Genomic DNA, 25,365 nt, shown 5'->3' with positions numbered 1-25,365 from the left:
GACGATGCCCAGCAGCACGATCACCGCGAGCATTTCCAGCAAGGTGAAACCGCCCTGGCGGCGGCCCGTGTTCATGGTTTTCATGGGGTGTGGTCCTTTAAATGTTACTGGTGAGGCTCATCAGCGGCAGCATGATGGCGAGCATGATCACGGCGACCATCACCGCCATGACCACCGTGAGCGTGGGCACGAGCGCTGCGAGCAGGCGGTCGATGCCGCGCTTGGCTTCGACGTCGAACACCTCGGCGACTTTCAGCAGCATGCCGTCGAGCTCGCCGGCCTGTTCGCCGACATCGATCATCTGGACGGCCAGTTCCGGCAGCAGCGGCTGCTGGCCGAAGGCGCTGGCCAGCGTGCCGCCGCCCTTGACCCAGTCGGTGGCCTGTTCCACCTGGGCGACTATGGCGCGGTTGCTGCACACCTGGCGCACGATCAGCAGCGCCTGCAGCAGGGCCACGCCGTTGCTGAGCAAGGTGCCCAAGGTGCGCGCCAGGCGCGCGGCCTCGATGCGTTGCAGCAGCGGGCCGATGACGTTGATTTTCAGCAGACGCAGGTCGTTGCGCTGGCGCCGGGCCGGGTCGCGCAGGGCGATGGCGCTGCCCCAGATCAGCACGATGATCGCGGCCAGCACCACCAGGCCCCAGGCACTCAAGAACTCGCCCATGGCCAGGATCACCTGGGTAATCAGCGGAATCGGCACCCCCAGGTCGCGGAAAATCGGCACGAACTGCGGCACCACGTAGGCCAGCAGCAAGGCCAGCGAACCGAGCACACCCACCACCAGAAACGCCGGGTAGATCAGCGCGTTGATCACCTCGCCACGCAGGGTCTGGCTGCGTTCCAGGTAGTCGCTGAGCTGCCGTAAAGTATTTTCGAGGGCACCACCGGCCTCGCCAGCGCGGACCATGCTGATGTACAGCGTGGAGAACTGCCCGCCCTCTTCTTCCAGGGCCTGGGACAACGGCTTGCCGGCCTTGACCTGTTCGCGGATGCGTTCGATGAGCGCGCGGGCCTTGGCTTCCTGGGTCTGCTTGAGCAGGATGCCCAGCGAACGCTCCAGCGGCTGGCCGGCGCCCAGCAGGGTCGCCAGTTGCTGGGTGAAGCTGACCAGGGCCGCGCCGTTCATGGCCTGGCTGGCACGGGCGCTGCGCGCGCTGCCGGCTTCCAGGCTCAGCACCAGCCAGCCGCGGCCTTGCAACTGGGCCACGGCTGCCTGTTCGCTGGCGGCGTCGAGGCTGCCCTTGTGGGCCGTGCCATCGGCGGCCAGGGCGCGGTAACGGAAGGTCTGCATGTCAGTCGCCCCGTGCCACGCGCAGCACTTCTTCCAGCGAGGTGATGCCAGCCAGCGCCTGGCGCAGGCCGTCCTCGTACAGGGTCACCAGGCCCTGGCGGCGCGCGGCCTGTTCAAGGGTGGCGGCGTCAGCCTGGCGCATCAGCAGGCTGCGCAGTTCGTCGTTCATCACCAGCAGTTCGGTGATGGCGCTGCGGCCGTGGTAACCGCCGCCAGGGCTGTCGGTGGCCGGGCGGTACAGCACAATGGGCCGCTGCGCGGTGTACTGGTCCAGCCGGTGGCGCGCGACCAGCTCCGGCGGCGCCTCGAAGGCCACCCGGGTGGCCGGGTCCAGGCGCCGTACCAGGCGCTGGGCGAGGATGCCCTGCAGGGTCGAGGCAATCAGGTAATGCTCCACGCCCATGTCCAGCAGCCGGGTGATACTCGCCGCGGCGCTGTTGGTGTGCAGGGTCGACAGCACCAGGTGGCCGGTGAGCGACGACTGGATGGCGATGCGGCAGGTTTCCAGGTCGCGCATCTCGCCGATCATGATCACGTCCGGGTCCTGGCGCACGATGGAGCGCAGCGCCCCCGGGAAATCCAGGCCGATGGCCGGTTTCACCTGGATCTGGTTGATGCCCGCCAGCTGGTATTCCACCGGGTCTTCGACGGTGATGATCTTGCGCTCGGCGGTGTTGAGCCGCGACAGCGCGGTGTACAGCGTGGTGGTCTTGCCCGAGCCGGTGGGGCCGGTGACCAGGAAGATGCCGTGGGGGCGCTCGAGCAGCTCCAGCAGGCTGTGCAGGCGCGGGCCGTCGATGCCCAGGGTGGGGAAATCGAAGCTCACGGTCTGCCGGTCGAGCAGGCGCATCACCACCGACTCGCCGAAGCTGGTGGGCACCGTCGACACCCGCAGGTCCAGCTCCTTGCCCTGGATGCGCAGCATGATGCGGCCATCTTGCGGCAGGCGGCGCTCGGCGATGTCCAGCCGGGCCATGATTTTCAAGCGCGAGATCACCGCCGCCGCCAGGCTGGGCGGTGGCGCCTCGCCCTGCACCAGCAGGCCGTCGACGCGGTAGCGCACCTGCAACTGGTCCTCGAAAGGCTCCACGTGCACGTCAGAGGCGCGGTCCTGCACGGCCTTCTGCAGGATCAGGTTGACCAGGCGAATCACCGGCGCCTCGGAGGCCAGGTCCTTGAGGTGCTCGATGTCTTCCTGGGCGTCCGGCTCGCCGTCCAGGGACTCGATCAGCGCGTCCATGGCGCTGCGGCCCTGGCCGTGGAAGCGTTCGATCAGGGTGTTGACCTCGGCGGCGGTGGCGATCACCAGCGTCAGCGGGCGCTGGGCGCAGTAACGCAGGGCATCCAGGGCGTACGCCGACAGCGGCGCGCTGGCGGCCACCTCGATGTGCGCCGGCTGGGCGTCGAGCACCACCAGGCCATGATGGCGCAGGAAGCGTTCGCTGCCCAGCAGCGGCGGCGCGGCGTCATCGGGCAGCTGCGCCAGGTCCAGGCGCGGCACGCCCAGCAGGGCTGCGCAGGCCTGGGCCACCTCCTCGTCACGCACGGCGCCCAGGCGCACCAGGGTGCGCAGGATGTCGTCGTCGCTGCCACTTTCGGCCAGGCACAGCTTGCGCGCCCGGTTAATGTCCGAGACTTTGACTTCAGTATGTTCGGCCAACCACTGGCACAGTTCGAGTTGCGTGGGAAGTTGCACGCACCCGGCGGACGTTATGACTGACGACACAGTATCGCTCGATGGCCAGGCCACGAAGTATTTAATAATAAACGCACACTTGCGCCTTCGTACTTGGCGCACGAAACAGCCCAGGCGAGCAACTAACAGGAAAGTATCAATAGAATGAGCGAGCGTATTTTTCAACGCTGACACAGCTTACCAGAACCTAAAACCTAACTGCAATTAGGTTTACTAGATTGACTATTTATTGCTCAAAACAATCATTAGACATCAATAATAACCCAAATAAAGCCAATTTTACGCAACTGAACATAACGTTTTTCCATTATTCATGAAGAATTCAGCCAGTATCGCCCCCTCACCCGTATGCCCCTTCATCGCTTTTCCGGCGCTTTTTATCCGTTCGGAAAAATATCTTTGCGAACATTGAACTTTTAAAGGCATCATCGGGACTTACACTTCGGCGCAACTTCGCAATAACATCGAAGTGCCATCATTTAACCTTCACTCGAGAATCAATCGATGAACCGACTCATGTTGCCCGTCATGGGCACTGTGCTCTTGTGCGCCCAGAGTTTCTGCGCGCTGGCGGCGGATACAACTTCCACGACCAACACGCACGAGCAACTTCGCGAACAATTGGAAGCCAAGCGCGACCAACTGTCCGGCGCCGCCAGCGTGAGCAAGGCCGCCCAGGCCACCGCCGCCACCGTGCAAGACGACCCGGTGGTCACCGACGACGCCCCCAGCCAGGAGCAGCAACAATGAGCAGGGTATTCAAGCAGGCGCTAAGCCTCAGCGTGCTGGCCTTCAGCGTGGCCCAGGCCAACCTGGCGCTGGCCGAAGTCACCCCGGCCACCGGCGATGCGGTGGAAGCGCGGGTCAGCTCGATCCTCGACAACATGAGCACCTCGGAGAAGATCAACTTCACCCGCGTCGACGACGGCCACATGATCCCCAAGCTGACCAAGTGGGGCATCCAGGGCACCGTGGCCTATGACTCGTCCATGGGCGTGCACGTCAACAACGCCACCTTCGGCGCGCAGTACCCGTCGCAGTCAGCCATTGCCGCCACCTGGAGCATCAACCGCGCCAAGGAATTCGGTCTGGCCATCGCCTACGAGACGCGTATCTCCGGCGGCCAGCAGATGCTCTCCCCGGGCGTCAACCTGTACCGCACCCCCTACGGCGGCCGCGCGGCCGAGTACCTGAGCGGTGAAGATCCGTTCCTGGGCGCCGTGCTGGCCCCGGCCGTGGTCAACGCCATCCAGGCCCAGGGCATCCAGGCCAGCGGCAAGCACTACCTGGCCAACGAGCAGGAAGCCAACCGCCAGGCGGTGAACGTGGTGGTGGACGAGCGCACCTTGCGCGAGATGTACCTGCCGGGCTTCGAGTCGATGGTCAAGAACGCCAACGTGGCGTCGATCATGTGCGGCTTCAACAAGATCAACGGCGACTACGCCTGCGAGAACCATCACCTGATCACCGACGTGCTCAAGGGCGAATGGGGCTACCAGGGCATGGTGATCAGCGACTTCAACGCCATCCACGATGCCTTCAAGGGCGCCTGGGCCGGCACCGACATCGACATGCCGTCGGGCCTGCAATTTACCGAGGCCAACCTGCTGCCACTGCTGTACAGCGGCCAGCTGACCCAGAACGTCATCGACGACAAGGTCAAGCGCAACCTGCGCGGCATTGTCAGCTATGACCTGCAGGAACACCTGAACACCGCGCAGACCCTGACCCACACCGAGTACGGCGCCAAGGCCGCGCTGGACACCGCGCGCGAGTCCACCATCCTGCTGCGCAACGAAAACACCAGCGCCGGCGCCCCGCTGCTGCCCCTGGCGCGCAGCGCCAAGATCGCCGTGATCGGTGACTGGGCGTACCAGGCCCCGGGCTCGCCGTTCGGCACCGCCAACTCGCCACCCAACAGCTACGTGACCGAACTCAGCGGCCTGCAGCAGCTGGCGTCCGACAGCAGCAATGTCACCTACCTGCCAGCCCTGAGCCTGAACCCGCAGGCGTCGGTGTGGTACCAGCCGTCCAGCGGCAGCAGCGACGTCAGCAACTCCGGCATCAAGGCCGAGTACTACGCCAACACCAGCTTCTCCGGCGACCCGGCGCTGACCCGCGTGGAGCCCGGCGTGAACCTGAACTGGACCACCAGCACCAACGTCACCAACGCCGGCACCACCACCGTGTCAGGCTTCACCCCCACCGCCGGCGCGTTCTCGGCCCGCTTCACCGGCGTGATCAAGCCGACCGTGACCGGCCCGCAGGTGTTCAAGGTGCGCGCCGACGGCCCGTACAAGCTGTGGGTGAACGACGTGCTGGTGCTGCAGAGCGACGGCGTGCCGTACTCCTCGGACGTGGTCAACGCCCTGGTCACCTCGGGCAAGACCGCTTCGCTGACCGCCGGCAAGGCCTACACCGTCAAGCTGGAATACGAGCGCGTGCAGGGCAACTTCACCCCGGCCCTGGGCGGCCTGGCGGGCGTGCAGATGAGCTGGGCGGCGCTGGCTGCGCCTAAGGACTTGTCCAAGTACGACGCGGTGGTGGTGTCTGCCGGCACCAACTACGAGAACGAAGGCGAAGGTTCGGACCACGGTTTCGACCTGCCCGACCAACAGGCTGACCTGATCAGCGCGGTAGCCAAGGCCAACCCCAACACCATCGTGGTGATGCACGGCGGCGGCATCGCCAACATGCAGCCATGGGCGAAGAAAGTCGGCGCTACCCTGGAAGCCTGGCTGCCAGGCCAACAAGGCGGCCAGGCGTTGGCGGAGATCATCTTCGGCAAGGTCAACCCGTCGGGCAAGCTGCCGGTGACCATCGACAAGCAGATCGAGGACAATGCCAGCTACGCCTCCTACCCGGACCCGGCGCAGTACCGTGGCGACAACGCCCTCACCCAGCTGACCTACAGCGAAGGCCTGTACCTGGGCTACCGCGCGTATGACAAGCGCAACACCAAGCCGCTGTACCCGTTCGGCTTTGGTCTGTCGTACACCACGTTCAGCTACAGCGACCTGAAACTGTCGACCAACGTGCTGACCCCGGGCGCCACCGTCAACGCCAAGTTCACCATCACCAATACCGGCGCCAAGGCCGGCTATGAAGTGGCGCAGCTGTACGTGCAGCCGGTGAACCCCAGCGTCGACCGTCCCGAGAAAGAGCTGAAGGGCTTCACCAAGGTGTACCTCAAGCCGGGCGAGAGCAAGACCGTGAGCATCCCGCTGGACTCGCGTTCGCTGGCCTATTACGTGGACAACACCGACAGCTGGAACGTCGATGCCGGCAAGTTCAAGATCCGTGTCGGCACCAGCTCCGCCGACCTGTCGCTGAGCCAGACGCTGACCACGCTGTACGCCGAGCAACTGACCACCAGCGACAGCAACCCGCTGCCCAAGCCACTGCGCAAGGCCGTGCAGGTGTCCACCTCGCAGACCTATTAAGCGGCTGACGCAGCCTCAGGGATGAGGCTGCAGATCCTTGGCCAGGCGGCCCAGGTAGGCGTCGAACACCTGCATCACATCGACGCTGTCCCGCCCCCTGAGCCACTGGATCTGCAGGCCATCCATCACCGAGAACAGCTCCAGGGCCAGGGTCCTGGGTTGCACGTCCGCGCGGATCGCGCCGCTGGCCACCAGTGACGCCAGGTGCGCTTGGGCGTGGCCATGCACCACCTCGAATTTCTCCTGGTACCAGGGAAACGCCGGATGCTTGTCCGACAGGCTCTCGACGTTGATCATCAGTGCCGCCTGGCACTCCGCCGCATCCTCCACGCTGAACCCCATGCTCATGCGCAGAAAGCGCAGGAAGCCATCGAGGGTGGGCGCCGTTTCCAGCTCGCTGAAACGCTCGGTCACGCGCTGGTCGCGACGGTCAAGCAAGGCCCGCAGCAGCGCCACCTTGTTGGGAAAATGGTGCAGCAGGCCCACGGTGGTGATGCCGGCGATGTCGGCCACGTCACGCATCGACGCGCCCTGGTAACCGTCCCTGGCGAACACTTGCGTGGCCGCGTCCAGCAACGCCATGCGGCGCATCTCGCCCTTGGGCGCACGCCGGCGCTTGGGGGCTGGCAGCTGCGCCGCGTCGTGCTGGTTATCCGTATCTGACATAAAAACCCGTTGCACTTGAATTCATTGATTGGCCCGGCGCAGCAGGCGCCAGGCGGTGATGATCGCCAGCAGCGCCACCACCGCGTTGCCCAGCCACATGCCCAGCACCGCGCCGCTGGCGCCATGGCCGTGGGCACCGGCGTACACCCATGGCAGGGTGCCCAGGGTGCCGCGCAGCCAGCCGAAGGTGGGCACCCACCAGGCGCGGCCCAGGGTGAGGAACAGCGACTGGGCGACGAAGTCCAGGCCGAACAGCACCCACAGGCCCATGCCCAGGCGCGTCACGGTGAGGAAAATGTCGCGGCCATTGCCCTGCAGGTGGAAATAGTCGGCCACCAGCGGGCCCGTTACCAGCACCAGCAGCCAGAACGCCACACCATAGAGGACCACGCCGCGGCCTGTAAAGGCGATGGCCTGGCGCACCCGGTCATGGCGGCCGGCGCCCAGGTTCTGCGCCAGCACCGGCACCAGCGCCGTGGGCAGGGCAAAATAGACGCAGTAGCCCAGTTGCAGTACGCGGTCCACCACCGCCATGCCGGCCAGCGCCGAGGCGCCCAGCCCGGCCAGGGTGATCATCAGGTAGCTGATGCCCACGGGCATGGCCAGGTTGCCCAACATAGCCGGCACCGCCAGCCGCGCTGTGCGGCCGATGTGCAGGCACAGCAGGCGTGGATTCAGGCGCAGCGCCAGGCCCAGGTGGCGCTTGAGCCAGCAAAGCCCCACCAGCATCGACACCAGCGCCGCCAGCGCACACGACCAGCCTGCGCCCTGCAGGCCCATGCCCAGGCCGAGGATCAGCAGCGGGTCGGCCACCGCCAGGGTCAGCGCGCCACTGAGCAGCACCCACAGCGCCAGGCGCACGTGGCCCTGGGCCTTGAGCAGCTGCGCGCTCATCTGCGCCAGCGCCACCGGCACGCTGGCGGCCAGGGTCATGCACACGAACCCACGGGCCGAGGCATACGCGCCGGGGTCGGCACCCAGCCAGCGGGCCAGCGGCGCCATGGCCAGCCATTCCAGCGCCGCCACACCTGCCGCCACTGCCAGCACCATCAGCAGCAAGTGCGTCACCAGCCGTGCCAGGCGCTGGCCGCCATGCTTGCCGATGCGCTCCGACAGCAGCGCGCCGCCGGCAATCACCACCCCGGCGGAGAACGCGCCGTTGAGGAACATCAACGTCTTGGCCAGCCCCACCGCCGCCAGCAGGCGCTGGTCGCCCAGCCGCGAGACGTAGACCAGGGTCAGGATATCCACCATGAACACCGCCAGCAGGCTCAACGCGCTGGTGCTGGCCATGGCCAGCACATGGCGCGCGATAGAGCCTTCGGTGAACCGGGCGGTGGGGGTGGGCATGGATGGGGTACTCGGGGATGGACGCCAATGTTAGCGCGCCACGGTACCACGCACCAAATCTCGGGACGCTGCCAGGACGCGGCCTGCGGCCGCTGCTACAGGCGTCCTGCCCCCCCAATCCAGTACCTGTTCCAAGCTCACATCGACCAGTGCCTCCTCGGTCAGGTCTCTGCGTGCCTGCTCAACTTCCTGGCTTGGAGATTCAGGGATCCAAGTCCGGCTTTCAGTTTCAACTGGCATATGAAGCGTCCAAAGATCGGAGAAATGGGATGGATGAGTTTCAAGGGGCCGCAATTACAAATCAGCGTCCTAACGCAAGGCAATCGCTTCGATCGGCCAAATATTTGACTGGATATTCCGACGGAACCGTCCCGCCCCGCGACTATCTACACTCGATACCGCCCCCCCGCCACAAGGAGTGCCCCGTGCCCATTCGCCCCAGCGCCCTGCTATGCGGTTTCTCGCTGCTCTGCGCCGCCACCTGCGTCAGCGCTGGCGGCGAGCCGCCGCTGGCGCCCTCGCCCGAACAGCTAGCCGCCAGTGACATCCACCACGCCCCGCGCACAGACGGCCATTTCGAAAACAACGACGGCCCCCTGGCGCGCGGCAGTGTCTGGAAGTGGCGCTGGAACGCCTTCGTCAACCGCCTGCCGCCACCACCGGCCAATAACTACCAGTTCCCCATCGACCACCCGGACGTGGCCGCGCTCAAGGCCAACCACACCCGCAACACCCTGACCTGGATCGGCCACGCCAGCGCCCTGCTGCAGATCAACGGCGTCAACATCCTCACCGACCCGGTGTTCTCCGAGCGCGCCTCGCCGTTCTCCTTCATCGGGCCCAAGCGCAAGGTTGCGCCTGGCCTCGCCCTGGACCAACTGCCGCACATCGACGTGGTGCTGATCTCCCACAGCCATTACGACCACCTCGACACCGCCAGCGTCCAGGCGCTGAACCAGCAGGTCGGCGGCCCGCCGCGCTTCCTGGTGCCGCTGGGTATCAAGCAATGGATGGCCGACAAGGGCATCGACAATGTCGAGGAGCTGGACTGGAGCGACCACACCCGGGTGTCCGGCCTGGACTTCTGGTTCGTGCCGGCCACCCACTGGTCCGCGCGCAGCCTGGGCGACCGCAACGACACCCTGTGGGGCGGCTGGGCGGTGAAGACGCCACCGGCGGCTGCGCAGCCGTTCTCGCTGTACTTCGCCGGCGACACCGGTTATTCCAATGACAGCAAGCGCATCGGCAAGGCCTTCGGTGGCTTCGACCTGGCGCTGATTCCCATCGGCGCCTACGCGCCGCGCTGGTTCATGGGGCCGCAGCACGTGGACCCGGGCGAGGCCGTGAAGATCTTCCAGGACATCGGTGCGAAGAAGGCCATCGGCATTCACTGGGGCACCTTCGAACTGACCGACGAACCCCTGGACGAGCCGCCGAAAAAGCTGCTTGAGGCGACCAGGGCCGCGGGTATGGCAGATGACGCTTTCACGGTGTTGCACCACGGCCAGACGATTCCCTTGGATAGCAACGCCAGTGGCCATTGAGGCACCGCGCCGCTATCTGCCCACCGCGCCAAGCGGCATTCATGCAATGTGCACGGCGGGCAAGCACTGGACCATCACCCAAGCCCTTGGCAAATAACGGATTGTACCGGTGGTCGAAAGTGGCATAGCCGATGCACCACTCTTCCAGCTTCTCCCAGGATCGGCAGTCAGATCGGTCCGTCAACCGTGATAGGGGTACTGGAAAATGAATGCAATCGAACTGCTGGTGGCCGACCACAAACGCGTGAAAGCCATTCTTGAGCAACTGAGCGACTCCACGGAGCGCGGCGTGAAAAAGCGCACCGACCTGTTGGCCAAGCTGGAGATGGAAATTACCCTCCACACCCAGCTGGAGGAAGAGATTTTGTACCCCGCCTTCAAGGCGGCGGGTAGCAAAGAGCAGGACGTGATGTACTACGAGGCCAAGGAAGAACACCGCACGGTGGACTCACTGGTATTGCCCGACCTGCAGGCAACCGACCCAGGCACAGTGGAGTTTTCCGGCCGGGTGAAGGTGGTCAGGGAACTGCTCGAGCACCATATCGAGGAAGAAGAAAGCGAGATGTTTCCCCAGGCGCAGGAACTTCTGGGCGACGCGAAGCTGGAAGAACTGGGTGCACAAATGGAAGCCATGAAGAAGGCGGCCCACCAGAAAGCCGCTTGAGTGGCAGCTCTGGCTTGCCAGCAAGTCACGGCACGCCTCGCGCAACTCTTGGCAGCAACTGCCTTGAAATGGCGTCGTCTGCATCGCGACTAAAGTCGGCTCCTACGCCGTTCGTGGTAGGAGCCGGCCTTGGCCGCGATGCAGGCGACGCGATCTAAGCGGTATACGCATCCGCGTAGCAGCCGCCGCAGGCTGCGTCCTGCCACTCAAGCTCCACGTATCACCGCCGATACCATCAGTACCAATCACGATACATGGACTGATGAAATGGATCTTTCTGTCAGCACCACCTCGACGGCCACCCTCACGGTTTCCGAGCAGAAAATCGCCCTGCAGCCCGTCACCGGGGCGGCCGCGCAAACGCTGCAAGCCGCTGCGGCCGGCCCGGCCGCGGTGTATTACCCCAGCGAGGCCGCGCAGCAGCTGGGCCTGACCATGGAAGCGGTGAATACCTGGATTGGCCGTGAGCAGTCGGCGGACTTCCCGCAGAAGGCCGCCGCCCATCAGGTAGCGCACGCGACGCTGAAATCAGCCTTCGACGACTTCAAGACCAGCCTGGCCGCGACCTTCCCGGCCATCGCCGACAAGAAATTCGGTTTCACCGTGCAGGCCGACGGCAGCCTGAAGGCGCTGAACAGTGGCGGCCAGCTGAGCAGCGCCGACCTGGCCAAGCTGAACACCCTGCTCAACGGCTCTGCGCACTTGAAAGACGCGGCGGTGGGCTACCGCGACGCCGCCATCGACGTGGTCAACGCCGACTCGCCCTGGAGCGGCAGCTACCTGGGCGGCTACAGCCTGACCCAGGCCAACTTCGCCAAGACCATCGACCTGGGCGCCCTGTTCGTGCCCAAGGGCCCTACCCCGACGAAGGAGTCGATCCAGGGGCTGTTCTTCAACCAGCTCTACACCAAGGGCGAAAAAATGACCCAGCAAATAGAAACCGTCATGTTAGTCGGGCGTACCTGACCCGTAGCAGCTGCCGCAGGCGGCGTCCGGATTCACTGCGGTGTGCGGGGAATAGCACGGCACCTTGGACGCGGCCTTCGGCCGCTGCTACAGAAAACGCGTTGCATGCATCGCAATCGGCGGTGCGCGCATCCCTGTAGCAGCTGCCGCAGGCAGCGTCCGGATTCGCTGCGGTGTACCGGAAATAGCGCGGCACCTTGGACGCGGCCTTCGGCCGCTGCTGCAGAAAACGCGTTGCATGCATCGCAATCGGCGGTGCGCGCATCCCTGTAGCAGCTGCCGCAGGCGGCGTCCGGATTCGCTGCGGTGTGCAGGAAATAGCGCGGCACCTTGGACGCGGCCGTCGGCCGCTGCTACAGAAAACGCGTTGCATGCATCGCAATCGGCGGTGCGCGCATCCCTGTAGCAGCTGCCGCAGGCGGCGTCCGGATTCGCTGCGGTGTGCCGGAAATAACGCGGCACCTTGGACGCGGCCTTCGGCCGCTGCTACAGAAAACGCGTTGCATGCATCGCAATCGGCGTCCGGATTCGCTGCGGTGTGCCAGGTATAGGACGCGGCCGTCGGCCGCTGCTACGTACCTATTGATAAAAACCTGTACAAAAAAAGCACCTTTTCCAAACACCCCGGTCATACCTAGATTACCCCCGCCCAATCCCTCTGCCGCCTGTCGCGCAATCGCTGCTAGCGCCCAAGCTAGCCGACGCTTTCGTATCCATTTGCTATACATGAAGGATCCAATTCGTACAGGATTTTTCGGCGTTGCCGTGCCCGGCGAGCCGTAGCGATCACCACGCCATTTGCTGTGTGGTGACGGAAGAAGCGAAAGGAAGAGCCGATAATGGACAATATCGTCGTCGCTGACAAAGCCACTGCCCAAGTCACTGCCCAAGCGTTTGGCAACGTTTCCCTGCAAGACCCCGCCGTCGTACAGATCCCCGTGCCCCCCCAGCAGGTAGCGTCCGTTGGCCGCAGCGGCGATGCCGCGGTGCTGCACCTGAAGAACGGCGAACAGGTGCGGGTGGACAACTTCTTCAAAGCCAACCCCCAGGGCGTGCACAGCGACATGGTGTTCCAGGGTGACAACGGCACCCTGTGGCAGGCGCAGTACAGCGCTGAAAGCTTCAATGGCTTCACCTTTGCCGAAGTCTCTTCCATCGACGACCTGCTGGCTGGCGTTGCCGTGGTCGGCAGTGCCACGCCCGAATGGGCCATCGCCGGGCTCGGCCTGCTGGGGGCGGGCGGCGCCACGGCAGCCGCGGTAGGCACCGGCGGCGGCAGCGGAAGCGGCGGCGGTGGTGGCAGCGCTGTCGACACCACCGCACCCGACGCTCCCACGGGCCTGGCGCTGTCCGCCAACGGCCTGCTGTTGAGCGGGCTGGGCGAACCCGGCAGCACCGTGACCGTGCGCGACAGCGCCGGCAACGTGCTGGGCACCGGCACCGTGGGCAGCGACGGCAGCTTCCAGGTGCCGCTGGGCAGCGCCCAGAACAACGGCCAGACCCTCGACGTGACCCTCACCGACGGCGCCGGCAACACCTCGGCGCCCGGCATCATCGTGGCGCCGGACACCACCGCGCCCGCCGCCCCCGCCGACCTGGCCCTGAGCGGCGACGGCCTGACCCTGAGCGGCAACGGCGAACCCGGCAGCAGCGTGACCGTGCGCGACAGCGCCGGCAACGTACTGGGCACCGGCACCGTGGGCAGCGACGGGCACTTCCAGATAACCCTGAACCAGGCCGAGACCAACGGCGAGACACTCAACGTCACCCTCACCGACGCCGCCGGCAACAGCTCGGCGCCCGGCACCCTGGTCGCGGCCGACACCACCCCGCCGGCCGTGCCCGGCAACCTGGCGGTGAACGCCGACGGCACCACCCTCACTGGCACCGGTGAAGCCGGCTCGACCATCACCGTGAAAGGCGCCGACGGCACCGTGCTGGGCACCGCCCTGGTGGCCAGCGACGGCAGCTTCAGCGTCACCCTCGCCCCGGCGCAAACCGCCGGCCAGGCCTTGACGGTGATCGACACCGACACCGCCGGCAACAGCTCGCCCGCCGCCACCGCGCAAGCGCCCGACCTCAGCGTGCCGGACACCACCGCGCCCGCACCTGCCACTGACGTGGCCATCAGCGGCAGCGGCAGCCTGGTCAGCGGCCACGGCGAAGCCGGCGCCACCGCCACCGTGATCGACGCCAACGGCACCGTGCTGGGCACCGCCGTGGTCGGCAGCGACGGCCTGTTCAGCATCAGCATCAGCCCGGCGCAAAACGACGGCCAAACCCTGCAGGTAACCCTCACCGACCCTGCCGGCAACGTCTCGCCCAACGTCGCGCTCACCGCCCCCGACCTCACCGCCCCGGCGCAGCCCGGCAACCTGGTGCTGAGCGCCGACGGCCTGACCCTGAGCGGCACCGCCGAAGGCGGCTCGCGGGTGCTGGTGCATGACAACCAGGGCCAGGTAATCGGCCTCACCCGTGCCAACGCCGACGGGACCTTCAGCCTGACCCTGAGCAGCGCCCAGACCAACGGCGAGCACCTGGACGTCACCGCCACCGACGCCTCCGGCAACACCAGCACGCCCACGCAGCTGGTGGCCGCCGACACTACCCGCCCCGACGCGGTCACCGACGTGGTGATCAGCGCCGATGGCCAGGCGCTGTCGGGCACAGGCGAGCCCGGCGCCACCGTCACCGTGCGCGACAGCAACAACGTGGTCATCGCCAGCGGCGTGGTCAACGTCAATGGCACCTTCGAAGTCACCCTGCAACCGCCCGTTACCGAGGGCGACATCGTGCGCATCACCCAGGCCGACCCCGCCGGCAACGCCTCGCCCGCGGTTGTCGTGGTCGCCCCGGACGCCGACGGTCCCGGCACGCCGGCCAACCTGCAGGTCAACGACAATGGTTCGCAACTGAGCGGCACCGGCACCGCCGGCAATGCGATCCAGGTGCTCGACAAAAACGGCACCGTGGTCGGCGTCGGCGTGGTGGCTTCAGACGGTACCTTCATCGTGAACCTGCTCCCCAACCAGGCCAACGGCGAAGTGCTCAACGTGCAGGCCACCGACAGCAACAGCGAAGTCTCGGTCAGCGTCCCTGTCACCGCCCCCGACATTACCGGCCCCGCCCCGGCCACCGACCTGGCCGTGAGCAATAACGGCCTGCTGCTGACCGGGCGCGGCGAAGTCGGCGCCACCGTCACCGTCAAGGACGCCGCCGGCAACGTGCTGGGCAGCGCCGTGGTCTCGGCCACCGGCAGCTTCAGCGTGACCCTGGCCAGCGCCCAGGTCGATGGCCAGGCCCTGCACGTGACCCTGGCCGATGCCGCCGGCAACCCCTCGGCCGCCGCCGACATCAACGCACCGGACCTGGACGGCCCGCTGCAACCGGGCAACCTGGCCGTCAACAGCGCCGGCACCGTGCTCAGCGGCGTCGGCGAGGCCGGCGCGCACATCACCGTCACCAGCACCACCGGCACCGTGCTCGGCACCGCCGTGGTGGCCGCCGATGGCACCTTCAGCGTCACCTTGAGCAGCCCGCAACACAACGGCCAGACCCTGCTGGTGAGCGCCACCGACAGCACCGGCAACGGCGCCGGCCCGGTAAGCTACGTCACCCCCGACACCCAGGCGCCCGCCCCGGTCACCGACCTGGCGGTCAACGCCAGCGGCACGCAGCTGACCGGCAATGGCGAAGCCAACGCCAGCATCACCGTGCGCGACCCGTCCGGCACCGTGATCGGCACCGCCACGGTGGGTACCGACGGCCACTTCAGCGTCCTGCTGACCACCCCGCAAACCAACGCCCAGGCGCTGCTGGTGGTGCAGGCCGACGCCGCCGGCAACCCGTCGACGCCCGCCAGCGTCACCGCCCCCGACCTGACGCCACCGGCGCAGATCACCGACGCGAGCATTTCCGCCAACGGTGCCGTCGTCAGCGGCCACGGCGAAGTGGGCGCCACCGTCACCATCAAGGACGCCAACGGCGCCTCCCTGGGCAGCGCCGTGGTGGGCAGCAACGGCCTGTTCCAGATCACCCTGGGCACCGCGCAAATCAACGGCCAGACCCTGACCGTGGCGCAGGCCGACGCGGCCGGCAACCCGTCGCCCAGCAGCTCCCTGACCGCCCCGGACACCCAAGCCCCCGACGCGCCCACGCAGCTCACCCTGAGCAGCGATGGCAACACCCTCAGCGGCGTCGGCGAGGCCGGCGCCACCGTGCGCGTCTACGCCCAGGACGGCACCCTGCTGGGTTTCGCCACGGTGAACGACAACGGCACCTTCAGCGTGACCCTGAGCGGCACCCAGGCCGACGGCCAGGTGCTGCACGTCAACCAGACCGACCTGCACAACAACGTTTCCGCCGATGCCGGCTTCACCGCGCCGGACACCACGCCGCCCGGTAGCCTCGACAACCTGGCCATCAGCCCCAACGGCGCCACCGTCACCGGCACCGGCGTGGCCGGCGACACCGTGTACGTGCGCGACGCCAGCGGCACGCTGCTGGGCAGCGCCGTGGTGGCCGGCAACGGCAGCTTCAGCGTCACCCTGAGCCCCGCGCAGCTGGACGGCCAGACCCTGAGCGTGCACCAGGAAGACGCCGCCACCAACGCCTCGGCCACCCAGACCCTGACCGCGCCGGACCTCACCGCGCCACCCGCGCCCAGCGAACTGCTGGTGGACGCAAGCGGCACCACGCTCACCGGCCTCGCCCAGGCCAACAGCACCGTGCGCGTGATGGACGCCGACGGCAACCTGCTGGTGACCGTCACTGCCGGCAGCGACGGCCACTTCACCGCCACCCTGCCCTCTGCGCAGCTCAACGCCGAAGTCCTCCAGGTCACGGCCTCCGACAGCAACTACACCTCATTGCCGGCCACCGTCACCGCCCCGGACACCACCAACCCGGCACAGCCGGGCAACCTCGCCGTGACCCCGGACGGCAGCCAGGTCTCCGGCACCGCCGAGGCCGGCAGCACCGTCACCGTGCGCGACGGCAGCGGTGCCCTGCTGGGCAGCGGCACCGCAGGCAGTGATGGCGTGTTCGTGGTGACCCTGACCACCCCGGCCGCCAACGGCAGCACCTTGAGCGTGACCAGCACCGACGCGGCCAACAACACGTCCGAGCCCGGGACCGTGGCCGGCCCCGACGGCACCCAGGTCGCCAGCCCCGGCGACCTGGCCCTGGCCAGCGACGGCAGCACCCTCACCGGCAGCGGCACCGCCGGCACCACCATCAACGTGCTGGACAGCAGCGGCGCCAGCCTGGGCACCGCGGTGGTCAACAGCAGCGGGCGCTTCAGCGTGCTGCTGCGCATTGCCCAGGTCAACGCGCAGACCCTGCACGTGACCGCCAGCGACGGCACCCACACCTCGGTGCCGGCCACCGTGGTGGCCAGCGACAGCACCGCCCCCGACGCCCCCACCGACGTCGCCGTGGCAGCCAACGGCAGCACCCTCACCGGCAAGGGCGAGGCCGGCGCCAGCGTGGCGGTGACCGACGCCAGCGGCACCGTGGTCGGCACCGCGCTGGTGGCCAGCAACGGCAGTTTCGTCGTCACCTTCACTACTCCGCAGCTCAACGCCCAGGCGCTGACCGTGACCCAGAGCGATGCCGCCGGCAACGTCTCGCAGCCGGCCAGCACCCAGGCCCCCGACCTCACCGCGCCGAACCCGGCCGCCAACCTGTCGATCAATAACGTTGGCACCGTGGTCAGCGGCACCGGCGAGGTCGGCGCCACGGTCACCGTGCGCGACGCCAACGGCGCCCTGCTGGGCACCGGCACGGTGGACCAGAGCGGCAACTTCCAGGTCAGCCTGGCCAGCGCCCAGACCAATGGCGCCGCCCTGCACGTCAGCCTCACTGACGCCGCCGGCAACGTCTCCGCCGACGCAACCCTGGCCACCGTCGACACCACCCCGCCGGCGGTGGTCAGCGGCCTGACCATCAGCAACGACGGCACCACCCTCAACGGCAGCGGCGAACCCGGCGCCACCGTGCACGTCACCGACAGCAACGGCAACCCACTGGGCAGCGCCGTGGTGGCCAGCAACGGCAGCTTCTCGGTGACCCTCACCACCGCGCAAACCAACGGCCAGGTCCTCGACGTCAGCCAGACCGACCCCAGCGGCAACACCTCCGCCTCGGTCACCCAGGTGGCCCCCGACACCACGCCACCCGCCGCCCTCACCCAGGTGGCGATCAACGCCGACGGCGTCACCGTCACCGGCCACGGCGAGCCCGGCGCCACCGTGCATGTCTACAGCGCCGACAACACCCTGCTGGGCACTGGCCTGGTGGCCGCCAACGGCGCGTTCACCTTGACCCTCAACACCGCGCAGCTCAACGCGCAGGTGCTCACCGTGACCCAGGAAGACCCGCCCGGCAACGTCTCCACCGCCGTGGACATCACCGCCGTGGACCTGACGCCACCGGCCAGCCCCAGCGACCTGGCACTCAACGGCGCCGGCCTGCAGCTGACCGGCCACGCCGAGGCCGGCAGCACCGTCACCGTCACCAACGCCCAGGGCACCGTGCTGGGCACCATCACCAGCGGCAGCGACGGCGTGTTCCACGTCACCCTCAACAGCGCGCAAACCAACGGCCAGGCCCTGACCGTGACCGCCACCGACGCGGCCGGCAACGTCTCCAGCCCGGCCAGCCTCACCGCCGCCGACACTACTGCACCGCTGGCCGTGACCAACCTGGCCGTGGCCAGCGACGGCGCCACCCTGGCCGGCAGCGGCGAAGCCGGCGCCACCGTCACCGTGCGTGACGCCAGCGGCACCCTGCTGGGCACCGTAGTGGTGGGCAGCAACGGCAGTTTCAGCGTCGGCCTGAGCCCCAGCGCCAGCGCCGGCAGCAACCTCAGCGTGGTGCAGACCGACGCCGCCGGCAACGCTTCGCCCAGCGCCTCGGTGACCGCGCCGGGCACCCTGGCCGAACCTGCGCCCGCCAACCTGGTGCTCAGCGCCGACGGCCTGACCCTGAGCGGCACCGCCACCGCCGGCAGCACCGTCAGCGTGCACAACGCCGCCGGCACCTTGCTGGGCAGCGCCCTGGTGCTCAACGACGGCACCTTCAGCGTCACCCTGGCCAGCGCCCAGCTCAACGGCCAGGTGCTGGCGGCCAACGCCACCTCCAGCGACGGCATCAACTCGCTGCCGGCCAGCCTCACCGCGGCCGACGTCACCGCCCCGGCGCCGCTGAGCAACCTGCACCTGGCGGCCGATGGCGCCGCGCTGACCGGCCGCGGCGAAGCCGGCGCCACCGTCACCGTGCTGGGCCAGGGCGGCATTGTCCTGGGCAGCGTCGTGGTCGGCGCCAATGGCACCTTCAGCCTGACCCTGACCACCCCGCAAACCAACGCCCAGGTGCTCAGCCTCAGCCAGACCGACGCCGCCGGCAACGAATCCAACAGCGTCAACCTCACCGCGCCTGACCTGATTGCGCCGAACGCCCCTACCGTCACCAGCGTCAGCAGCGACGGCCTGGTGCTGTCGGGCAGCGGCGAGGCCGGCGCCACGGTCAAGGTGATGGGCACCGATGGCACCCTGCTGGGCACCGGCACCGTGCGCCTGGACGGCACCTTCCAGGTCACCCTGAACACCCCGCAGGCCAACGGCCAGACCCTGGCGGTGACCCTGACCGACGCCGCCGGCAACACCTCGGCGGCCACCAACCACGTGTCGGTGGACACCACCGCGCCAGCCGCGCTCACGCAACTGGCGATCGGCAGCGACGGCGCCAGCATCACCGGCCACGGCGAAGCCGGGGCCACCGTCACCGTCACTGACGCCAACGGCAACCCATTGGGCCAGGCCGTGGTCGGCAGCACCGGCACCTTTACCCTGACCCTGAGCCCGGCGCTGACCAACGCCGAAGTGCTGACCCTGGTGCAGGCCGACGCCGCCGGCAATGTCTCGCCGGCCACCAGCCTGACCACCCCGGACTTCACCCCGCCGGCAGACCTGGCCAACGTCGCCATCAACGCCGCCGGCGCCCTGGTGACCGGCACCGGCGAAGCGGGCGCCACCGTCACCGTCAAGGACGCGGCCGGCACCGTGCTGGGCAGCACCGTGGTGCTGGCGGACGGCTCGTTCGCTGTCAGCCTGAGCACCCCGCAGGTCAACCATCAGCAACTGAGCGTGCAGCAGGCCGACCCACCCGGCAACGTCAGCAGCCCGACCCTGATTATCGCGCCGGACCTGACGCCGCCCAACGTGCCCGCCCAGCTGCAATTCAACGCCACCGGCACGGTAGTGACCGGCACGGGTGAAGTCGGCAGCACGGTGAAAATCACCCTGGCCGACGGCACCGTGATCAACGGCGGCGCGGTGGACAACACCGGGCACTTCCTCGTCACCCTGAGCGCCGGGCAAGCGCAGACCAACGGCCAGACCGTGTGGGTAACCCTGACCGACGACGCCGGCAACGTCTCGGCCACCGCCACGTTGCTCGCGCCGGACACCACCGCGCCCAACCCGGTGCAGAACCTGGCCCTGGACGCCGCCGGGCTGGTCCTCAGCGGCACCGGCGAGGTCGGCGCCAGCGTCATCGTGACCTCCAGCACCGGCACCGTGCTGGGCAACGGCACCGTGGCCGCCGACGGCACCTTCACCCTGACCCTGACCAGCGCCCAGCTCAACGGCCAGGTGCTGTCGGTGGTGCAACAGGACGGGGCCGGCAACAACGCCACCGCCACCGCCTTCACCGCCCTGGACGTGACGGCCCCGGCCGCGCCGGTGGTCACCAGCCTGAGCGCCGACGGCCTGACCCTGACCGGCACCGGCGAGGCCGGCGCCACCCTGGTTGTCACCTCGGCCACCGGCACCACCCTGGGCACCACCACGGTGAACGCCGACGGCAGCTACAGCGTCGGCCTCAACGCCGCACAGCTCAACGGCCAGGTGCTGACCCTGGTGCAGACCGATGGCGCCAGCAACCACGGCGCAGCCCTGCTCTACACCGCGGCCGATGTCACCCCGCCGGCCCAGGTCGACAACCTGGCGCTGAGCAACAGCGGCCTGGTGCTGACCGGTACCGGCGAGGCCAATGCCATCGTCACCGTCACCTCCGGCGGCCTGCCCATCGGCACCGCCACCGTGGCCGCTGATGGCACCTTCAGCGTCCTGCTCACCAGCGCCCAGCTCAATGGCCAGCAGCTGTCGGTGATCCAGACCGACGCCGCGCTCAACCCCTCGACGGCGCAGACCCTCGACGCCCGGGACATCACCGCGCCGACGGCGCCGCTGGTGACCTCGCTGACCAATAACGGCGGCACCCTCAACGGCACCGCCGAAATCGGCAGCGTCATCAGCGTCACCAACGCCGCCGGCACCCTGCTGGGCACCGTCACCACCGGCGCTGATGGCCAGTATCACGTCACCCTGACCCCGGCCCAGGCCAATGGCCAGGTGCTGTCGGTGGTGGCCACCGATGCCGCCGGCAACCATTCCCTGCCCCTGACCTACGCCACTGCCGACATCACGGCGCCGGACGCAGCCACCAACCTGAGCATCAGCGCCGACCACAGCCAGCTGGCCGGCCGCGGCGAAGTGGGGGCCAGCGTGGCCGTCACCAACGCCGGCGGCACCAGCGTGGGCACTGGCACCGTGGGCGCCAACGGCAGCTTCGTCATCAACCTGAACCCCGGCATCAACGCCAACGACGTGTTGAACGTGGTGCTGACCGACGCGGCGGGCAACCACTCCCTCGACGCCGTGCTGACGGTGCCGGTGAACCCGGCGCCGGACGCGCCCAGCGACCTGGTGCTGGCCGCCAACGGCCTGACCCTGACGGGCGTGGCCGAGGCCTCCAGCACCATCACCGTGTACAACGCCAGCGGCACGGTGATCGGCACCGGCACGACCACGGTCGGCGGGTTGTTCACCCTGACCCTGGACGCCGCGCAGACCAACGGCCAGACCCTGTCGGTCACCGCCACCACCAGCACCGGCGGCGCTTCGCTGCCCGCCACCGTGGTAGCCGCGGACACCACCGCGCCGGACCCGATCAGCGACCTGGCGCTCAACGTCACCGGCTTGATCGTCACCGGCCGGGGCGAAGCCGGGGCCACGGTCACGGTCAGCAACGGCAGCACTGTGCTGGGCACTGGCACGGTGGGGGCCACCGGCACGTTCAGCGTGACCCTGAGCAGCGCCCAAACCAACGGCCAGCTGCTCAGTGCGGTGCAGGCCGACGCAGCCCACAACAGCTCGACCGCGGTCACCCTCACCGCCCCTGACACCACCGCGCCCGCCGCCCCCAGCGTGCTCGGCCTCAACGGCGCCGGGCTGGTGCTGTCGGGCGTGGGTGAAACCGGCGCCACCGTCACCGTGCGCAGCAGCGCCGGCGATGTGCTGGGCACTGCCACCGTGGTCGGCGGCGTCTTCGCCGTCACCCTCAACGCGGCGCAGCTCAACGGCCAGACCCTCAACGTCAGCCAGGCCGACGCCGCCGGCAACGTCTCGGCCACCGCCACCCTGGTGGCCACCGACGTCACTGCCCCCGCCACCCTCACCGACCTGGCGCTGAGCAGCAGCGGCCTGCAGGTGACCGGCAAGGGCGAAGCCGGCGCCACGGTCACCGTGGTCAGCGGCACCACCACCCTGGGCACCGCGGTGGTCAACGCCGCGGGCACCTTCACCGTGACCCTGAGCAGCGCCCAGCTCAACGGCCAGGTGCTGAGCCTGACCCAGGCCGACGCGGCGCATAACGTGTCGCCCACCTCGACCCTGATCGCCGCCGACGTGCAGGCTCCGGCGGCGCCCACCGGCGTCAGTCTGGCAGCGAACGGCCTGACCCTGACCGGTAGCGGCGAAATCGGCGCCACGGTGACCGTCACCAACGCCGCGGGCACCGCCCTGGGCACCGGCACCGTCGGCGCTGGCGGCACCTTCACCCTCACGTTGAACAGCGCGCAACTGGACGGCCAGGTGCTGACCGTGCGCCTCACCGACGCCGCCAGCAACGTCTCGGCCGCCGCCAGCCTGACCGCGCCGGACATCACCGCCCCGGCCGCGCCCACTGGCGTGGTGGTCAACGCCAGCGGCACCCTGGTCACCGGCACCGGCGTGGCCGGTTCCACCGTCAAGGTGCTTTCGGGCACCACCGTGCTGGGCACCGGCACGGTGGCAGCCAACGGCAGCTTCTCGGTGGCGATCGCCGCGCAAATCAACAGCCAGGTGCTCACCGTCACCCAGGCAGACCCCAGCGGCAACGTCTCGGTGGCGGCTACCGCCACCGCGCCCGACCTCACCCCGCCGGCAGCAGCCACGGGCCTTGTGGTCAGCGCCGACGGCCTGACCCTGACCGGCAGCGGCGAGGCCGGCAGCACGGTCACGGTGAAATCCGCCAGCGGCCTGGTGCTGGGCACCGCCACCGTGCTCAGCGGCGGGCTGTTCAGCGTCACCCTGGGCAGCGCCCAGAACCATGGCGAGACCCTCACCGTCAGCCTCACCGACGGCAGCGGCAACGTCTCCACCGGCGCCACCGTGGTGGCCACCAACATCGACGCCAACATCCCGCTGGTGGCCAGCAACGACCTGGCCACCGCCACGGTGAACCTGGTGCCGGTGAGCAGCACCGCCCATTACTCGGACTCGTTCAGCACCCTGCTGTCGGGCTTCTCCAAGACCTACTCGTTCAGCATCAGCGCCGGCACCACCGGCACCCCGACCCTGACCCTGACGGCCGGCAGCCTGGTGTCGCTGCTCAACGGCGTGGTCTACACCCTGCAGGTCAAGGACGCCAGCGGCGCCTGGGTGACCCTGGACATCAACGGCAACGGCGGCCTGCTGGACCTGCTGACCCTGGGTTCGCAACAGGTGCAGGCGAAGATCGGCACGCTGCTGGCCGGCGATTATAGACTGGTCGTCTCCAGCACCGGCATCGGCCTGCTGACCACCGTCACCAGCGACCTGGCGCTGCAGACCACCAGCCTCACCCAGTTCACCGGCACCGCCGGTGCCGCCACCACCGGCAACGTCCTCACCGACCTGGGCACCAGCGGCGTCGCCGACCAGTTGGGGCCCAACAACCTCGCGGTGCTCAAGGTGCTGGTGAACGGCAGCTACGTCACCGTCGCCAGCGGCGCCGGCACCACGGTGCAGGGCCTGTACGGCACCCTGGTGATCCATGCCGACGGCAGCTACACCTACACCGCCAACGGCAGCACCAGCAGCGTGGGCAAGGTCGACACCTTCAGCTACGAGCTGGTGCACCCCACCGCGGGCACCGCCACCGCCACCCTCTACGTGCGCATCGACAGCCCCCAGGCCACGGAAACCTGGAGCAGCACCAACCTGGCCAGCCCGGCCGTGGTGGTGGACGCCACCAACGACATCGCCAGCACCAGCATCACCCTGGCCGCCAAGGAGGTCACCAGCACCTCCACCCTGGGCACCCTCAACGTGCCGCTGCTGGGCGGCAGCGCCACCTACACCACCAGCGTCGCCAGCAACACGGTCAGTGACCTGACCGTGACCCTCAACGCCAGCAACCTGCTGAGCGTGGCCGGTGGCCTGACGGTGACGCTGTACAAGATGAACAGCTCGGGCGTCTACGTGGTGGTGAAAACCGTCAGTGGCAGCTCGCTGCTGAGCCTGGGCAGCAACAACTACGGGGTGACCTTCGACGACCAGACCGCCGGCACCTACCAGGTGAAAGTGGCGGTGACCGGGCTGGGCATTCTCAGCACCATCACCACCAGCATCACCAACGCCGCCACCTACACCAACCAGAACGTGGTCAGCAGCTACACCCCGGTCACCGGCAACCTGCTCACCGACACCGCCGGCGGTGGCGCCGACGTGCTGGGCTCGGCCTACACCGTGCTCAGCGTGCTGCTGGCCGGCACCTACGTGACGCCGGGCTACAACGGCACCACGCTGACCGGCACCTACGGGTCGTTGCTGGTGCACGCCGACGGCAGCTACGTGTACACCCTCAATGCCGGCCTGACCGACGCGGTGATCGGCCACACCGACGTGTTCACCTACGAGCTCACCCACCCCAACGGCACCACCGACGTCGCCACCCTGACCATCGACCTCAACCAGGCCGGCGCCGTGGCCACCTTCTCGGCCCTGGCGCTGGTCAGCGACGACAGCAGCGCCGCCACCACGGCGGCGGTGGCCACCACCACCGAGGTCATCCAGGGCACCAGCGGCAACGACACCCTGGACGCCGGCCACGGCGGCGCGGTGACCCTCAACGGTGGCGCCGGCAACGACACCCTGATCGTCCACGACCAGAACTTCACCTCGGTGGACGGCGGCACCGGCACCGACACCCTGCAGTGGGCCGGTGGCGACGCCACCATCGACCTGGGCAACCTGGCCAGCCGCATCCACAACATCGAGATCATCGACCTCACCAACACCGGCACCGTGAGCCTGACGCTGAACCTGGCGGACATCATCGCGGTCACCGAAACCGGCGCCGACAAACTGATCATCAAGGGGGGCAGCAACGACAGCGTGCACATGACCGGCAGCACCTGGGTGGCCGACGCCAGCGAACAATCGGGCGGCGTCGACTATACCCAATACACCCCCCAGGAGGACCCAAGTCACCACCTGTGGGTACAAAGCGGGGTGCATGTGCTGAAACCCGTAGCAGCGGCCGCCGGCCGCGTCCCAGCCAACGCGGTCCGTCAGCCATGGCGCCGGACGCGGCCTGCGGCCGCTGCTACAGGGTGGTGTTTAAGGAAGAACCTAATAACAGTAAGGGAACCCAGTGAA

Annotated in this window: 10 protein-coding genes and 1 pseudogene; 6 read left to right on the top strand and 5 right to left on the bottom strand. The window is 68.1% G+C overall.

Annotation, left to right across the window (positions count from 1 at the left end):
* The 3 genes from AC0Z2B_RS25385 to AC0Z2B_RS25375 all read right to left on the bottom strand — a co-directional run.
* The coding region (locus AC0Z2B_RS25385) for a type II secretion system protein (RefSeq protein ID WP_476300299.1) at positions 1 to 75 on the bottom strand (75 nt) is incomplete at its 3' end.
* 22 nt (positions 76 to 97) lie between these two features.
* On the bottom strand, positions 98 to 1,291 hold the full coding sequence (gene gspF, locus AC0Z2B_RS25380; RefSeq protein ID WP_476300294.1) for a type II secretion system inner membrane protein GspF: 1,194 nt from the start codon (positions 1,289 to 1,291) through the stop codon (positions 98 to 100).
* Between the two features lies 1 nt (position 1,292).
* Positions 1,293 to 3,017 carry a GspE/PulE family protein gene (locus AC0Z2B_RS25375; protein WP_476300292.1) on the bottom strand — a complete coding sequence of 575 codons (1,725 nt, stop codon included), beginning with the start codon at positions 3,015 to 3,017 and terminating at the stop codon, positions 1,293 to 1,295.
* 486 nt (positions 3,018 to 3,503) lie between these two features.
* Between AC0Z2B_RS25375 and AC0Z2B_RS25370 the strand changes: the two genes are divergently transcribed.
* Positions 3,504 to 3,737, top strand: a complete 234-nt coding sequence (locus AC0Z2B_RS25370; RefSeq protein WP_416427592.1) for a hypothetical protein — start codon at positions 3,504 to 3,506, stop codon at positions 3,735 to 3,737.
* Positions 3,734 to 6,430, top strand: coding sequence for a glycoside hydrolase family 3 protein (locus tag AC0Z2B_RS25365; protein ID WP_476300289.1), 2,697 nt, complete (start codon positions 3,734 to 3,736; stop codon positions 6,428 to 6,430). Before AC0Z2B_RS25370 ends, AC0Z2B_RS25365 begins: the two co-directional genes overlap by 4 nt.
* 15 nt (positions 6,431 to 6,445) lie before the next feature.
* On the opposite strand, the gene AC0Z2B_RS25360 is transcribed toward AC0Z2B_RS25365, so the two are convergent.
* A complete protein-coding gene (locus tag AC0Z2B_RS25360) occupies positions 6,446 to 7,096 on the bottom strand; it encodes a TetR/AcrR family transcriptional regulator (protein ID WP_416424040.1) in 651 nt (216 codons plus the stop codon).
* A gap of 21 nt (positions 7,097 to 7,117) precedes the next feature.
* On the bottom strand, positions 7,118 to 8,446 hold the full coding sequence (locus AC0Z2B_RS25355) for an MATE family efflux transporter (protein WP_476300287.1): 1,329 nt from the start codon (positions 8,444 to 8,446) through the stop codon (positions 7,118 to 7,120).
* 425 nt (positions 8,447 to 8,871) lie between these two features.
* On the opposite strand from AC0Z2B_RS25355, the gene AC0Z2B_RS25350 reads away from it, so the two are divergent.
* The 4 genes and pseudogenes from AC0Z2B_RS25350 to AC0Z2B_RS25335 all read left to right on the top strand — a co-directional run.
* Positions 8,872 to 9,990 (top strand): MBL fold metallo-hydrolase, encoded by a 1,119-nt coding sequence (locus AC0Z2B_RS25350; RefSeq protein WP_476300285.1) that lies wholly within the window; start codon positions 8,872 to 8,874, stop codon positions 9,988 to 9,990.
* A 205-nt stretch (positions 9,991 to 10,195) separates the two neighbouring features.
* A complete protein-coding gene (locus AC0Z2B_RS25345; protein ID WP_476300283.1) occupies positions 10,196 to 10,654 on the top strand; it encodes a hemerythrin domain-containing protein in 459 nt (152 codons plus the stop codon).
* A gap of 267 nt (positions 10,655 to 10,921) precedes the next feature.
* Positions 10,922 to 11,620 (top strand): hypothetical protein, encoded by a 699-nt coding sequence (locus AC0Z2B_RS25340; RefSeq protein ID WP_476300280.1) that lies wholly within the window; start codon positions 10,922 to 10,924, stop codon positions 11,618 to 11,620.
* Between the two features lie 839 nt (positions 11,621 to 12,459).
* Positions 12,460 to 25,230: pseudogene (locus tag AC0Z2B_RS25335) on the top strand (BapA/Bap/LapF family large adhesin); the annotation flags it as partial.
* Positions 25,231 to 25,365 lie beyond the last annotated feature (135 nt).

It is taken from the genome of Pseudomonas sp. GYB4201 (genome assembly GCF_056312595.1).
Note: the sequence above shows the minus strand (reverse complement) of the source record. Positions and strands in the feature narration are given on the sequence as shown.

Excerpts from the sequence above, each read along its gene's own strand:
- gspF (WP_476300294.1), bottom strand. The coding sequence starts at position 1,291 with ATGCAGACCTTCCGTTACCGCGCCCTGGCCGCCGATGGCACGGCCCAC.
- AC0Z2B_RS25370 (WP_416427592.1), top strand. The coding sequence starts at position 3,504 with ATGTTGCCCGTCATGGGCACTGTGCTCTTGTGCGCCCAGAGTTTCTGC.
- AC0Z2B_RS25365 (WP_476300289.1), top strand. The coding sequence starts at position 3,734 with ATGAGCAGGGTATTCAAGCAGGCGCTAAGCCTCAGCGTGCTGGCCTTC.
- AC0Z2B_RS25360 (WP_416424040.1), bottom strand. The coding sequence starts at position 7,096 with ATGTCAGATACGGATAACCAGCACGACGCGGCGCAGCTGCCAGCCCCC.
- AC0Z2B_RS25355 (WP_476300287.1), bottom strand. The coding sequence starts at position 8,446 with ATGCCCACCCCCACCGCCCGGTTCACCGAAGGCTCTATCGCGCGCCAT.
- AC0Z2B_RS25345 (WP_476300283.1), top strand. The coding sequence starts at position 10,196 with ATGAATGCAATCGAACTGCTGGTGGCCGACCACAAACGCGTGAAAGCC.
- AC0Z2B_RS25340 (WP_476300280.1), top strand. The coding sequence starts at position 10,922 with ATGGATCTTTCTGTCAGCACCACCTCGACGGCCACCCTCACGGTTTCC.